The following is a 13,723-nucleotide window of genomic DNA, read 5'->3' on the forward strand; positions in this document are numbered from 1 at the left end:
GTGCGCCGGCCGCGGCCCGCGGCGGGTCGCAGAAGGAGGACAGGCATGGCAGACCGGCCCCGCACCCCCCGGGAGCGGTACCGCGAGCAGACGCGCGGCGAGATCAAGGCGAGCGCCGTACGGCGGCTCGCCGAGGGCGGCGTGGAGAACGTGGCGCTGCTGCGCATCGCCAAGGAGATCGGCCTGTCCGGGCCCGCCCTCTACCGGTACTTCGCCGGCCGCGACGAACTGCTCGCGGAGCTGGTCACGGACGCCTATCAGGCGGTCGCCGAGGCCGTCGCGGGCGTCGGGACCACCGGCGGCGGACGGGCCGCGCTCCAGGCGCTGGCCGCCGCCTACCGCGACTGGGCCCTCGCCCAGCCGCATCTGTACCTGCTGATCCAGGGCACCCCCGTACCCGGTTTCGAGGCCCCGGCCGACACCCTGGCGCGGGCCCGCGCCGTCCTCGGCCCGTTTCTCGCCGTCTTCGCCGGAGGCCGGGCCCGGCCCGCCCTGGCCCCGCTGACGGCCGAGTCGGCGGCGTGGCTGCGGGAGGACGCCGGGGTGGCCGCGTGGGTGGCGGAGTGGACGGGCCGCACCGCCGACGACCCCGCCGCGGCCGTCGCGCTCACCGGTGCGGTCATGGCCTGGCCGCAGTTGCACGGCGTCGTGGGGCTGGAGGCCGCCGGGCAGTTCACCGGCATGGGCCAGCGGCCCGCCACCCTGCTACCGCTCCAGATCGGCCTGCTGGCCGACGCCTTCCACCTGCCGTGACCGGGGCGCCGGGTCCGGTCACCGTCCCGGCGCGGCGCTGTCCGGCTTGCCGTCCGCGCGCAGCCACACCGCCCAGGTGCGGGTGAGCGCCTCGCGGGTGTCACCGTCGGGGGCGAGGGACTCGGCGTAGGCGGTGAAGTCGGCGGTGCGGGCGTTGCGGTGGGCGTACTCGCGCGGCCAGCCCTTGAGGAGGGCGGCGAAGCGGGTGTCACCGAGGACGCGGCGGACCTGGTGGAGCGTCATGGCGCCGCGCTGGTAGACGGGGTCGGCGAAGAGGGAGTCCTGGTCGGGCGGATCGGCCGGGGGGAAGGCCCAGAGGCCGGCGTCGCCGGAGGTGGCGTGGAGGCGGTCGAAGGCGTCCTGGGCGGTGGGCCCGTCGTGGTCCTCGTCCCAGAGCCACTCCGCGTAGGTGGCGAACCCCTCGCTGAGCCAGACGTCCTGCCAGGTCCGGGGCGTGACGGAGTCGCCGAACCACTGGTGGGCCGTCTCGTGGACGATCAGGCCCACGTCGGGGGAGCCCGGGTAGACGGGCCGGGTCTGGGTCTCCAGCGCGTATCCGGCGGTGTCCGGGGCGAGGACGACGGCGCCGGCCGAGTCGAACGGGTACGTCCCGAACCGCTTCACCGACCAGTCCAGCACCTCCGGCAGCCGCTCCAGCTCCCCGGCGTCCTCGCCGGGGGCGACCGCGTCGACGACCGGCAGGCCCGAGGGAGTACGGGACTCGGTGAGACGGTAGGGGCCGATCGCCAGGGTGGCCAGGTAACTCGCCATGGGGTGGCGGGAGTTCCACGTCCAGGTGGTGCGGCCGTCGCGGCCGGGCCGCGGCTCGGTGGTCTCCGGTTCACCGTTGGAGACGGCCCGCTGCCCCTTCGGGACGGTGGCGCGCAGGGTGTACGTGGCCTTGTCGAGGGGGTGGTGGTTGCCCGGGAACCAGGTCATCGACCCGGACGGCTCGCCCAGCGCGACCGTGCCGCCGTCCCCGGTGAGCCAGCCCTCCTTGCTGCCGTCGGCGTCCTCCAGCGGCCCGGGCCGGCCCGCGTACTCCACGGTCGTCCGGAAGGTCTTCCCCTTGTCGAGTTCCTTCTCGGGCCGCACGGTCAGCTCCGTCCCGGCGTGGTCGTACCGCGCGGGCCGCCCGTCCACGGTGACCGAGGTGACCTCCAGCCCCTTCAGGTCGAGGTTGAAGGCGCTGAGGTTCTGCGTGGCCCGCGAGGTGATCCGCGCCCTCCCCCGCAAGGGCTGCTCGGCCCGCTGACCGGACCGGGCCGGGGCCCAGTCGAGCGCGAGGTCGTAGTGGCGCACGTCGTAGCCGCCGTTGCCCAGCCGGGGGAAGAGCGGGTCGAGCACCCCGGCCGCCCCCGGCGTCCCGCGCACTCCCCCGCCCCCGCACCCGGCGACCGTCACCAGTAGGGCGAGGGCGCCGGCGGCGGCGAGGGCGGCACGGGCGGAGCGGGGGCGGCGTGGGGGAGGCACGGGGTGATCCTAGGCGGGCGGCCGGGCGCGGACGGGGGTCCGGGCCCGGCGTGTGGGGGCCTCGGACGCGGTCCAGGCGGTGCGCGTCGCGGGGCGGGAGCGGAGGACGTGGTGACCGCCCCTCCGGCTCCCGGCCGGGCGGCGTCACGGGCTGGGCGACTTCGAGGCCGGCGCCCCGCCTGCCGGAACTGGACGACGCCCCCGCCGGCGAGCGGCGCCCGCTGCCACCCGGGTGCCGGACAATGGACGCGTGCTCGACATCGGCTACGCCCTCTCCGCCCGTTTCCCCGACCCGTCCGACCTGGACTACGCCCGGGTCGACCGGCATGCCCTGCGGCACGATCTGTTCTGCGGGGACGTGTATCTGGCGGACACCGGGGCCGACCGGGAGTTGTCCACAGCCTGGGGATGGGTGCCGGTGCTCGACTTCGCGTGGGCGCTGTGCGACATCGTCGAGCAGCTCGACCAGGACCCCCGGGGCAGCCGCGCCTCGCGACCGCAGTACGCGGAGCTGGACTTCACCGAGTCGAGCGACCGGATGCTGTTCACCCGGCGGTTCGGCTGGGTCGACATCGAGGCCGACTGGATGAGGGCCGACGAGCCGCCGCTGACCTTCTCCCATGCCGAGCTGCGCCGCGAGGCGCGTGACTTCCTGCACGACGTGGTCGCCGACCTCTGCGACCTGCACGACTCGCTGGCGGACAACCCGGTGGTCTGGGACCTCCAGGCCCGCTTCCCCCGGCTGCCGGCGCCCCGCTGAGGGCCCGCGCGGGTCTGACCCGGCTGCCCGGGGGTACGCGTCCCGGCAGGACACGTCCGCGGCCGACGGAGGGAAAGGCACCGTGAACCACTCGCACGCCGCACCCGGCACGCCCCGGATGACCCCCCACCGGGCCCGTCCGCCGCGCCGGGGCACCACCACGTACCCGCTCTCCCCGTCCACGGTCCGCGTGCTGCGCTGGGGCCGCTGGTTCTCGCTGGCGCTGGCCGTGCTGACCTGGGCCGTGGTCATCACCGCCCTCGTCACCGGTTCCTGGGGCGCCGACCTCTTCCTGCTGGTCGCCAACGCCGTCGGCGCGGTGCTGTGGCCGGCCCACGCGCTGTGGTCCTTCCGCGCCCTGCGCCGTCACCGGGCCACCGTGGCCGCCGCCGACGCCGACGCCGACGCCGTCGACCGGGCCGACGCGGTCGCCCGGTCCCGCACCGGGCCCCGGCACCCCGGAGCTTGACCTCAAGCCGACTTGAGGTCCCAGACTCGCGGACAGCGCGGAGAGTCGATGCCGCGCCTGGGGAGAGGCCGGTCCGCCCGAGCAGGCGGGTGGACCGGCCTTCGCCTGCTCACGAAGTTCGGGCGAAGCCGGCGGGTCCGCCGGTGGTGCCGTTCCCGGCGAGGCGGGCGGAGGCGGCCGGGCGCGGCCCGAAGGGCACGGTGCGCCTGCTCCTCGTGAGGCGTGCCGCGCCGAGCCTCTTCTCGTACGCGGCGGGCCGCGGGTCATCGCGTTCCCGGCGGCCACGCCGGCCGGGCGGGGTGCGGGTCACGGGCGACCGCGAGTCGCGGCCCGTCAGGCCCGGCCGAGCAGGACGCGCGCGATGTGGGCCTGGTCGGGCTGGAGGCGGTGGGCGCCGTCGAGGACGTTCCACCGGGTCTCCTGGAGGACGCGGGCCAGGGTCCAGCGGGCGGCGCGGGCCCGGTCGAGCCCGGCCAGCGCGGTCAGGGCGTCGAAGCGTCGGCGGACGGCGCCGGGGTCGAAGCGGTTGTGGAGGGCGGGAGCGAGGTCGAAGCCCGGGTCGCCGGCGAGGGGTTTGGGGTCGATGGCCAGCCAGGCGCCGCGTGCGGCGGCCTCGGTGCCGGGGTACGGGGCGAGGACGTTGCCGTAGTGCAGGTCCCAGTGCAGCAGGCGGTCGCCCGCGTCGGGCAGGACCTCGCGGACGGCGGCGGCGACGTCGGTCAGCAGCGCCCGCTCGAAGGGGTCGCCGAGCGCGGCCGCGGTACGGGGCGCGTCGGCCACGAGACGGGCGGCGATGTCGGCCAGGCGCCGCGTCCCGGGCGGGGCGGCGTGGGCGGAGAGCCGGGCGAGGAGGGCGCCGAGCACGGTGACGGCCTGGTCGGTGTCGGCCAGCGCCGCCAACGGGCGGCCGGCGTCGAGGCGTTCGATGAGCAGGGTGCCGGTGGCCGGGTCCTCCGCCAGCAGGCGGGCGGCGGCGTCACCGTTCCAGGCGCGCAGGGCGGCCCCCTCACCGGCGCTCTCCTCGTCGAGGAGTTGGAGCTTCAGCACGGCGGGTGCGTCGCCGTGGGCGGGCAGCCGGACGGGGAGGACGAGGGAGGCCGTGCCGTGCATCGCCGGGCCGTCCGGGCGCAGTCCCCAGGCCTCGCGGAAGCGGGCGGCACGTCCGGGCAGCGCGGCGACGAAGTCCCGGCCCCGCGCGCCGTTGAACCGAGCCTGGCTGGCGGCGAGTCCGGGCGGGACCGCGAGGCCGGGCCAGGGGGCGCCGGCCCCGGGTTCGTGGAGGTCACCGGCGTGGTGGGGGTGGTGGCCGTCGGGGTGCGGGAAGGCGCCGGGCTGGGTCACGCGGTGATCGTACGAGCCGGAAGGCGTCCGGGGCGCGGGAATTCGGGTCCTCGACCCGCCGGGACCGGGCGGCCACGGGCCCCTCTCCCGCCGGGCCGCCGCGCGCAGTACCGTCCTGTCCGAGCCGACCGACCTCCCGCGCCGCACTCTCGCACCCGCCCGTACCCGGCGGGCCGGGCGGCGCCGAACACACCCGGGGCACGAGACATGAGCGCAGTCACCGTCAACGGCGGGATCTCCTTCTGGCACGCCGACCAGGGCTCCGGCGAGCCCCGCGAGCCGCTGCCCGGCGACGCGAGCGCCGACGTGTGCGTGGTCGGCGGGGGCTACACCGGGCTGTGGACGGCGTACTACCTGAAGAAGGCGGCGCCGTACCTGCGGATCATCGTGCTGGAACAGCGGTTCTGCGGCTTCGGTGCCTCCGGGCGCAACGGCGGCTGGCTGTACAACGGCGTCGCCGGACGCGAGCGGTACGCGAAGCTGCACGGCAAGGAGGCGGCGATCCGCCTCCAGCGGGCGATGAACGCCACCGTGGACGAGGTGGTGAAGGTCGCCGCCGAGGAGGGCGTGGACGCCGGCATCCACCAGGGCGGCGTCCTGGAAGTGGCGTACACGCCCGCCCAGTTGATGCGCCTGAAGGCATTCCATGAGGCGGAGCTGGGATACGGGCAGAGCGACCGCGAGCTGTACGGCGCGGCCGAGACCGCCCGCCGGATACGCGTCGCGGGCGCCGTCGGCTCGACCTGGACGCCGCACGGCGCCCGCCTCCACCCGGTCAAACTCCTGCGGGGCCTGGCGGCGGCCGTGGAGGCGCTCGGCGTGGTCGTCCACGAGGCGACGCCGGTGACCGAGATCCGCCCCAAGCACGCGGTCACCCCCTACGGCACGGTCCGCGCCCCCTACGTCCTGCGCTGCACCGAGGGGTTCACCGCCTCCCTCAAGGGCGAGCGGCGGACCTGGCTGCCGATGAACTCCTCACTCATCGCCACACCGGTGCTGCCGCCGGAGGTCTGGGAGGAGATCGGCTGGCAGGGCCGCGAGGCACTCGGCGACCTGGCCCACGCCTACCTGTACGCCCAGCGCACCCCGGACGACCGCATCGCGCTGGGCGGCCGGGGCGTCCCGTACCGCTACGGCTCGCGGACCGACACGGCCGGGCGCACCCCGGCCACCACCGTCGAGGCCCTGCGCGCGCTGCTGGTCCGCCTCTTCCCCGTCCTGGAGGGGACCGAGGTGGCCCACGCCTGGTCGGGCGTGCTCGGAGTGCCCCGCGACTGGTGCGCCACCGTCACCCTGGACCGCTCCACCGGCCTCGGCTGGGCCGGCGGCTACGCCGGCTCGGGCGTCGCCACCGCCAACCTCGCCGCCCGCACCCTGCGCGACCTGGTCCAGCAGGACGCGGGCCAGGGCACCGCCACGGAGCTCACCGCCCTCCCCTGGGCGGGCCACCGCGTCCGCAAGTGGGAACCGGAACCGCTGCGCTGGCTCGGCGTCCGCTCCCTCCACGCGGCCTACCGCGCGGCCGACCGCCGTGAACTCGCCCGCCCCGACGCCACCACACCGTGGCTCGCCCGCGCGGCGGACCGGGTCTCGGGGCGGGGGTAGGGACGGGGAGCGGGGCCGCGGGGGTAGGGGCCGGCACAGGGCGGGGGTGGGGTTGTCCGCACCTCCGTTCGGCAAGCTGCCGCCATCGAGCGGAGGGCCCGTCCGCGACATGCTCAAGGGGTCGCGAGAACAGCCCTGTTGGAAGGAAACACCGTGTCCCTCGGTCTTCACACCTCCGCCCCGCTCAAGCCGAAGAAGCAGCGTGGCCGCGTGAGGGCGTTCGTCGCCGCACTGGCGGTCCTGGGCGGCGGCCTCGCCGTGAGCGGCTCCCTGGCCTACGGCGCCCCGGACCACCCCGGCGAGCGGGACGCCGTGAGCAAGGGCGCGCGGGCCCTGGTGCGCGAGGACGGCTTCCCCGCCGTACTGGCCGCCGTCGAGGACGGGGACGGACGCGTCCGCGACTACACGGCCGGCACCGGCGACCTGGCGACCGACGCGGCCGTACCGGTGAACGGCCAGGTCCGGGCCGGCAGCAACACCAAGTCCTTCACCGCGGCGCTCGTGCTCCAGCTCGTCGGCGAGGACAGGGTGGACCTGGACGCACCGATCGAGACGTACCTGCCGGGCCTGGTCCGGGGCGACGGCATCGACGGGAACCGGATCACCGTGCGCCACCTCCTCCAGCACACCAGCGGCCTGCCCGACTACACCCAGCACCTGGACCCGGACCCGTTCGAGATCCGCGACACCTACTACAACCCGCGCGAGGGCCTCGACCTCGCCCTCGGCGAGAAGGCGCTGTTCGAGCCGGGCGCCCGGTGGAGTTACAGCAACACCAACTACCTCCTGGCAGGCCTGCTCGTCGAGAAGGTCACGGGCCGCCCCTTCGGCGAGGAGCTCACCGACCGGATCATCCGCCCCCTCGGTCTCGAGGACACCTACTGGCCGAGGACCGGCGAGCGCGACATCCGCGGCACCCACCCCAAGGGGTACGGCGCCTCCTCCCCCGGTGCCCCGCTGGAGGACATCACCCGCCTCGACCCGTCCCAGGCATGGGCGGCCGGCCAGCTCGTCACCACCCCGCGCGACCTCAACCACTTCTTCTCCGCCCTGCTCGACGGCGAGGTCGTGGAGGCCGCCGAACTGAAGGAGATGAAGACCACCGTCCCCGCCACCGAGGGCGCCCCCACCCCTGGCGCCGAGTACGGCCTGGGACTCTTCCGCACCCCCCTGTCCTGCGGCACCGACCTCTGGGGCCACGGCGGCGCCATCCACGGCTACGAGACCTTCGGCGGCGTCACGGAGGAAGGCCGCGCGGCCACCGTCGCGGTCACCGCCCTCTCCGCCGCCGTCGCCGCCGAGCCGGAAGCCGTCCTGGAGGCCCACCAGCACGTCCAGGACCTCGCGGAGACGGCCGTCTGCGCGTAGTCCCCACCACGCGGACCACTGCACCGCGTCGCCACCCGGGAGTCGTCCGGGCGGCGACGCGGTCGTCGTCCGTCGCGCCAGGGCACCGGTGCCCGCGCGTCCCCCGGCGCAGGCGGCCACGCGCGTTCGCGCCGCCCGCCCCGGCGAGGGAGGCTGGAGGGGTAGGCGTACGGGTACGCGTGCCGGGTGGACGACCGTGGGAGTGGAGGGATCGGGATGGCGCAGCAGTTCTCCGTGGGGGACCACGTGCGGTGGAACTCCGAGGCCGGGCACGTCCAGGGCGTGATCGTCGAGAAGCACACGCGCGACGTGGAGTTCAAGGGGTACACCCACCACTGTTCGCCGGACGATCCACAGTACGAGATCAAGAGCGACAAGACCGACCATATCGCCCTGCACAAGGGCGGCGCCCTGACCAAGCTGTTCTGACCAGGGCGGGAGGCGGGAGGAGGGCGTCATGGCGCGTCCCTACCGGGTCCACACCCTCGGTCACTCGACGCGGGAGTTCGACGAGGTGGTGCGGATGCTGCGGGCCCACGACGTGACGTGCCTGGTGGACGTGCGGGCCTTCCCGGCCTCGCGGAAACACCCGCAGTGGAATCGCGAGGCGGTCGCCGAGGAGTTGCCGCCGGACATCGGCTACCGCTGGATCCCGCAGCTCGGGGGCAGGCGGTACACCCCGAAGGGCGAGCCCAGCGAGAACGGCGCGTGGCGGGTCAAGGCGTTCCGCGACTACGCCGACCACATGGCCGGGGCGGAGTTCGCGGAGGGGATGCGGGAGCTGCTGGGGCTGGCGGAGCGCGAACGGGTCGCGATCATGTGCAGCGAGGCGGTGCCGTGGCGCTGCCACCGGCGGCTCATCGCCGACGCGCTGCTGGTCGCCGGGGCCGAGGTCGAGCACCTCCTGTCGGAGACCTCCGTACGTCCCGCCGCCCTCAACGAGAACGCGCGGGTACGCGACGGCCGTCTGACCTACCCGCCGCCCGAGGCGGAGGCGGCATGAGCTTCGTGGACGCCGTCCGGGAGGCCGTCGCGACGATCCCGGCGGGCGCCGTGGCCTCGTACGGAGAGGTGGGCGCCCACCTCGGGCTCGGGCCCCGGCAGGTGGGACGGGCCATGAGCCTGCTCGGCGAGGACGTGCCGTGGTGGCGGGTGGTGTACGCGGACGGGACGCCCGCCTCGTGCCACGAGGGCCGGGCCCCGGCGCTGCTCGCCGAGGAGGGCACGCCGATGCGCGGCGCCCGGGTCGATCTGGCGCGGGCGCGGCACCACTGGCCCCTCTGACCGCCGCGCGCCGCGCCGGGCGGGGACGGGGCTCAGGGGGCTTCGGGGGCCGGAGATTCCTCTCCGGCCATCTTGTCGGGGAGCAGGGCGAGGCTGATGATGTGGCGGGTGCGGCCGTCGCCGGGGGCGTGGGCGGTACGGCGGGCCACCAGTTCCTCCAGCTCCCGGACCAGGTCGGCGAACTCCTCCGGGGTCGCCCAGACGGCGCCCTGCCGGTAGAGGACGCCCTCGCGCGGGGGGTCGGCGTCCTCGCGGGAGAGGTAGCGGTCGAGGTCGGCCATCATCGCCCCGGTGAAGACGGTGAACGCCTGCCGGTGGTCGTCCTTGGTCATGCGGGCGCGGGCGTCCTCGTCCACGAGCGCCTCGTCCTGCCGGACCCGGTAGCTGCGCTCGACCGTGCCGCGCACGGGTCTCTCCTGGACGACCTCGATGATCCCGGCCTTGGCGAGTGTCCCGACGTGCCGGTACATGCTCGCGGAGGAGACGTCCGGGAGCCGTTCCCGCAGCTGCGCGGTGGTCAGTTCGCCGGCGCCGACCAGGGTCTGGAGGATGCGCATACGGACGGGGTGGAGGAGGAGGTTCGCGGTGGCCATGCCCCCATGATCTCACATCTGATAACGTTCTCGGAGTTGAGAACGAACACCCCGCCGGACGGAAGAGGCAGCGCCTTGCGCGACATCGACATGACGGTCACCGCGGACGACGGGACCCCGCTGGCGGGCACGCTGACGCTGCCCGCCGGCCCCGGACCGCACCCGGCCGTCGTGCTGCTGCACGGCTCGGGCCCGCTGGACCGCGAGGGCAACAGCCCGCAGCTCAGGATGGAGCTGGCGCGACCGGTGGCCGGGGCGCTCGCGGCACGCGGGATCGCCACCCTCAGGTACGACCGGCGCGGCACCGGCGCGACCCCGGGTGACTGGCGGACCGCGGGCTTCACCGGCAACCGCCAGGACGCCGCGGCGGCGGTACGCGCCCTGGCGGACCGGCCGGACGTCCGCGCGGAGGCCACCGGCGTGATCGGCCACAGCGAGGGCGCCCTGCACGCCATGGCCCTCGGAGCCCGTACGGACGTGCGCGCCGTGGTGCTGCTGGCGGGCTTCGCCAATCTGGGCGAGGAGGCCTTCCGGTGGCAGGGGCGCTCGGTGGTGGCCGGCATGCCCGCTCCCGTCCGGGCGCTGCGCCGGCCGCTGGCGGCTGTGGGCAGCCGGCTCCTCGGCCGGGTGAAGCGGACCCGCACGGACGTGGCGCGGGTGGCAGGGAACAAGGTCAACGCCCGCTGGCTGCGGGAGATGCTGGTCCACGACACCCGGGACGACCTCGCCGCCGTCGGCGCCGCGGTCCTCGCCGTCACCGGCGACAAGGACCTCCAGGTCGACCCGGGGGACCTGGCGGAGATCGCCCGACTGGTCCCCGGCGGCGCTCAGATTCACCGCTCCCCCGACCTCACCCACGTCCTGCGGCGCGACCCCGGGCGGCCCAGCCTGAACTCCTGCCGCCGCCTGCTGCGCGAACCGGTCGACGCCGGCCTGCTCGACCTCGTCGCCGGCTGGCTCGCCCGGCACCTGGCCACGGACACCCGCGAGCAGCCCGCCGAAGGGCACCTCGCCTCCTCCTGAACCCCTCCCCTCCCGGCCTCCCCGGTCGCGCTCCGCACCCCCCCTCCTCCTCGCAGACCGACGCGGGACCTTCCCCGCCCCACCACGAAGGATTATTTGGCATGTCCACTACAGACCTTCCCGTGCCCACGCCCGCCACCGCCCCCGGCCGCCGACGCGGAGACCTGATCCTCTTCATGGCCATCGCCTTCGGCGTGAGCTGGGCCTGCTGGGGCACGGCGATCGGCCTCGGCGGACCGGCCACCCCCGACAGCCCCACCTACCTGCCGTTCCTGCTGGGCGCGTTCGGGCCGCTCGTCGGCGCCCTGGCGATCCGCGTCAGGCGCACCCGGCGGGGCGAGCCGGTGCCCGAGCACGCGGTCCGGTTCCGCCCGGCCGCCCTGCTGTGGGCGCCGCTGCTGATGGTGGCGGCCGCGGGCACCGTCCTGCTGGCCGCGGTGATCGGGCAGGCGGCCGGGGACACCACGCTGAGCTGGTCGGACGCCCGCGGCGTGATGGCGGGCATGGGCGGCCCGGCGGCGTTCCTGGTCAGCATGGCCGTCTCCGGCCCGCTCTCCGAGGAGCCGGGCTGGCGCGGCACCGCGTACCCGCGGATGCGCGCCACGATGGGCCGGTTCCAGATCGCGCTGGTGCTCGGTGTCGTGTGGGCCGTGTGGCACCTGCCGCTGTTCTTCGTGGAGGGCACCGTCCAGAACGGTCTGGGCCTCACCACCCCCGGCGGCGTGCTCTTCGCGGCCGGCAACATCCCGATGGCCATGCTGGTCACCTGCGCCTACGAGCGGGCCGGTGTCCTCGCCTCGATCGCCGTGCACTTCGCGGTCAACACCACGATGGTCCTGCTGAGCGTGCAGACCCCGGCGACCCAGGCCCTGATCACCGGCTGCCAGCTCGTCCTCATCGCCGCCCTCCTCGCCACCGGCCCCCGGGCCGCGGGCTCCGGTACGCGGGTTCCGGCGGGCGGGCCGGCCGGGGCCCCGGCCAGGGACGGCGGGAGCGCGGCGGCCGGGGCGCTGTGAGCCCGCGGGCGGAGGGTCCGCCCCCGGGTGCCCCCGGTGCCGTACGGCACCGGGGGCACCCGCGCGTGAGGTCGCGGGGCACCCGGGCGTGGGGCGCGGGCGGGCGCCTAACCGCTCCAGACCACCCAGGGGGTCGTGCCGTGCACCAGCGTCAGGACGCCCAGGACCAGCAGGTCGGCGACGCCCAGGACCAGGCCGAGGTGGGCGCGGAAGCGGCGGGGGGTGCCGCGGCGGAGGGCGAGGGCGGCCAGGACGATCGCGGTCGGACCGAGGATCAGGTTGAGGACCAGGAGGCCGGCCAGGCCGGTGACGAACGAGGCGACGGCCATGCCCTCGGCGTCGCGGCGGCCGGTCTCGCGGGCGGGCGGCGCGGTCAGTCGCACGTCAGGCTCCCTTCTCCGTACGGCGGCGCCCGCGCTCGCGAACCGCGAAGACCAGGAGCCACAGGAGGATGAGCGTGCCGAGCACGAGGGTGGCCGGCCACGGCAGGTAGGCGGCCGAGCCGACCAGGACGCCCAGCACGAGCAGGGCGGCGACCAGGAAGATCATGCGGAGCACCTCCTTCGCGCGGGGGACATGGGCGGTTCTTGCGATCGGTTGATCAACGCGTCCATGCCCCGCCGCTTACCCGCAAGTAGCCACCGCACGCGGGACGGAGGCGAGGCGGCCGGGGCTCGGCTCAGGGCAGAGGCCGGGCCGGGAGGCCGCCGCGCGCTGTGCGATCATCCTGAAGCTGACATGACCATGGGGGGTGGCTCGGGTGGGCACTGGAGCGGAACCGGACGGCTCTTCGTTGCCGGACGACGCGTGGGAGAAGTTCCTGCGGGAGTCGGTGGAGGGCACCGCCGACGCGCCGAAAGAGCCCTCGGCGCGCGCTCGGAGCGTCGCGCACCGGCTGCGCGACCAGCCCGAACCGCCGGGCTGGCGCACCTACTCCCCGGCGGCCCGGCCCATCGCACCGGTGCGGCGGGAACGCCGGCGTCTCGTCGGCCCGCTGATCGCCGCCCTCGTCCTGGCCGTCGTGGTCGCCGTCGGGTGGTTCGCCGGGCCGCTCGGCGGCGGGGACACGAACGCCCCGGCGGCGCCGCCGGAGACCGGACGCCCCACCCAGGCGCCCCCGCCTGAACCGGCGTCGGGGGCCACCCTCGACGCACCGTTCCGCGGGTCGCCCGCGGCGCGGTGGGCGAGCGGCGCCGAGGGGATCACGGTGCCGAAGGCCGAGTCCACCGGATGGATGGACGCGGCCGGGGTGGAGCGCGCCCTCGACCGGAGCCTGGCCTTCCTCACCGCCTCGAACCTGGACGCCGGGGTGCTGCGGGGCGAGCACCCCGGCGAAGCCGTACAGCTGGTCAACCCGCGCCAGCAGGACGTGCAGACCTACCTGAAGGCCGCGTTCCGCGACCCGGGCGAGAAGAACGACCCCCTCCTCCTCTTCAGCCGCTTCGACGGCTCCCGGACCCGCCTGGTGGGGGACGAGGTCCGCACCCGGGGCCGGATCACCTACAAGGAGGGGAAGCTCGGCGCGGTGGAGGTGACCTCCGACGTCACCTTCGTCTACCCCGTGGTGCGCGCGACGGAGGGCGCCGACGAGGTCGTCCGCACCATCGTCCGGCGGGAGACCGTGATGAGCTGGGACGACCCCGACAAGGTGCTCACCGAGCCGGGCACCTTCTCGCTGCTCTCGTACCGGCTGCACGTGACCAACGGCGGCTGCGGCGCCTCGACCGGCTACTTCGCCCCGCCCTTCGGCACGGAACGCCCGGACACCACGGCCGGCACCGAGATCGACCCGTACGACCGGAGCGCGGCCCTGCGCGACGGCGGAGCCGACGAGGCGTGCGAAGGGGCCACGCGCTCCTGACGGGCACGCCCACCCGGCGCCACCCCGGGAGCGGGATGGCGCCGAGTGGCACCATTGAGGCGCCACCCGACATCACCCGGAGGCGCACCGCCGCCCTCACCTGCCCCGCCCGAGCCGAACCCGAAGGGGCGAACACACAGGTCAAGCTCGCACACTCCACCACACCCAGGAGTGGCA

16 protein-coding genes are annotated in these 13,723 nt (G+C 75.5%); 11 read left to right on the forward strand and 5 right to left on the reverse strand.

The window, feature by feature from the left end; genetic code table 11:
* Positions 1 to 45 precede the first annotated feature (45 nt).
* Entirely contained in the window at positions 46 to 753 is a 708-nt protein-coding gene (locus Sdia_RS02940; RefSeq protein ID WP_185393283.1) for a TetR/AcrR family transcriptional regulator, read from the forward strand.
* Between the two features lie 18 nt (positions 754 to 771).
* Here the strand turns inward: Sdia_RS02940 and Sdia_RS02945 are convergent, their stop codons facing one another.
* Positions 772 to 2,127, reverse strand: coding sequence for a M1 family metallopeptidase (locus Sdia_RS02945; RefSeq protein ID WP_124287708.1), 1,356 nt, complete (start codon positions 2,125 to 2,127; stop codon positions 772 to 774).
* A gap of 349 nt (positions 2,128 to 2,476) precedes the next feature.
* On the opposite strand from Sdia_RS02945, the gene Sdia_RS02950 reads away from it, so the two are divergent.
* Positions 2,477 to 2,986, forward strand: coding sequence for a hypothetical protein (locus tag Sdia_RS02950; RefSeq protein WP_100456300.1), 510 nt, complete (start codon positions 2,477 to 2,479; stop codon positions 2,984 to 2,986).
* Between the two features lie 82 nt (positions 2,987 to 3,068).
* Complete coding sequence (locus Sdia_RS02955) at positions 3,069 to 3,455, forward strand: hypothetical protein (RefSeq protein WP_100456301.1); 387 nt, start codon at positions 3,069 to 3,071, stop codon at positions 3,453 to 3,455.
* A 333-nt stretch (positions 3,456 to 3,788) separates the two neighbouring features.
* On the opposite strand, the gene Sdia_RS02960 is transcribed toward Sdia_RS02955, so the two are convergent.
* A complete protein-coding gene (locus Sdia_RS02960; protein WP_100456302.1) occupies positions 3,789 to 4,796 on the reverse strand; it encodes an aminoglycoside phosphotransferase family protein in 1,008 nt (335 codons plus the stop codon).
* A 207-nt stretch (positions 4,797 to 5,003) separates the two neighbouring features.
* On the opposite strand from Sdia_RS02960, the gene Sdia_RS02965 reads away from it, so the two are divergent.
* The 5 genes from Sdia_RS02965 to Sdia_RS02985 all read left to right on the forward strand — a co-directional run bounded on the left by Sdia_RS02965 (position 5,004) and on the right by Sdia_RS02985 (position 9,053).
* Positions 5,004 to 6,401, forward strand: coding sequence for an NAD(P)/FAD-dependent oxidoreductase (locus tag Sdia_RS02965; protein ID WP_100456303.1), 1,398 nt, complete (start codon positions 5,004 to 5,006; stop codon positions 6,399 to 6,401).
* 153 nt (positions 6,402 to 6,554) lie between these two features.
* Entirely contained in the window at positions 6,555 to 7,769 is a 1,215-nt protein-coding gene (locus Sdia_RS02970) for a serine hydrolase domain-containing protein (RefSeq protein ID WP_185393282.1), read from the forward strand.
* 216 nt (positions 7,770 to 7,985) lie between these two features.
* Complete coding sequence (locus Sdia_RS02975; RefSeq protein ID WP_185393281.1) at positions 7,986 to 8,198, forward strand: hypervirulence associated TUDOR domain-containing protein; 213 nt, start codon at positions 7,986 to 7,988, stop codon at positions 8,196 to 8,198.
* A gap of 28 nt (positions 8,199 to 8,226) precedes the next feature.
* Positions 8,227 to 8,772, forward strand: a complete 546-nt coding sequence (locus Sdia_RS02980) for a DUF488 domain-containing protein (protein ID WP_115067750.1) — start codon at positions 8,227 to 8,229, stop codon at positions 8,770 to 8,772.
* Positions 8,769 to 9,053 (forward strand): MGMT family protein, encoded by a 285-nt coding sequence (locus tag Sdia_RS02985; protein WP_100456306.1) that lies wholly within the window; start codon positions 8,769 to 8,771, stop codon positions 9,051 to 9,053. The genes Sdia_RS02980 and Sdia_RS02985 overlap by 4 nt, the downstream gene beginning before the upstream one ends.
* Before the next feature lie 32 nt (positions 9,054 to 9,085).
* On the opposite strand, the gene Sdia_RS02990 is transcribed toward Sdia_RS02985, so the two are convergent.
* A complete protein-coding gene (locus tag Sdia_RS02990) occupies positions 9,086 to 9,646 on the reverse strand; it encodes a helix-turn-helix domain-containing protein (protein ID WP_100456307.1) in 561 nt (186 codons plus the stop codon).
* A 75-nt stretch (positions 9,647 to 9,721) separates the two neighbouring features.
* On the opposite strand from Sdia_RS02990, the gene Sdia_RS02995 reads away from it, so the two are divergent.
* Positions 9,722 to 10,669 carry an alpha/beta hydrolase family protein gene (locus Sdia_RS02995; protein ID WP_100456308.1) on the forward strand — a complete coding sequence of 316 codons (948 nt, stop codon included), beginning with the start codon at positions 9,722 to 9,724 and terminating at the stop codon, positions 10,667 to 10,669.
* 101 nt (positions 10,670 to 10,770) lie between these two features.
* Entirely contained in the window at positions 10,771 to 11,685 is a 915-nt protein-coding gene (locus tag Sdia_RS03000; RefSeq protein WP_229830955.1) for a CPBP family intramembrane glutamic endopeptidase, read from the forward strand.
* 107 nt (positions 11,686 to 11,792) lie between these two features.
* On the opposite strand, the gene Sdia_RS03005 is transcribed toward Sdia_RS03000, so the two are convergent.
* Together Sdia_RS03005 and Sdia_RS03010 are read right to left on the reverse strand one after the other, a co-directional pair.
* Positions 11,793 to 12,068 (reverse strand): DUF4190 domain-containing protein, encoded by a 276-nt coding sequence (locus tag Sdia_RS03005; protein WP_100456309.1) that lies wholly within the window; start codon positions 12,066 to 12,068, stop codon positions 11,793 to 11,795.
* 1 nt (position 12,069) lies between these two features.
* Positions 12,070 to 12,234, reverse strand: coding sequence for a hypothetical protein (locus Sdia_RS03010; protein ID WP_164494964.1), 165 nt, complete (start codon positions 12,232 to 12,234; stop codon positions 12,070 to 12,072).
* 211 nt (positions 12,235 to 12,445) lie between these two features.
* Between Sdia_RS03010 and Sdia_RS03015 the strand changes: the two genes are divergently transcribed.
* A complete protein-coding gene (locus Sdia_RS03015) occupies positions 12,446 to 13,546 on the forward strand; it encodes a hypothetical protein (protein ID WP_229830958.1) in 1,101 nt (366 codons plus the stop codon).
* The last annotated feature ends 177 nt before the right edge of the window (positions 13,547 to 13,723 follow it).

Source organism: Streptomyces diastaticus subsp. diastaticus (assembly GCF_011170125.1).
Taxonomy (GTDB): Bacteria; Actinomycetota; Actinomycetes; order Streptomycetales; family Streptomycetaceae; genus Streptomyces; species Streptomyces diastaticus.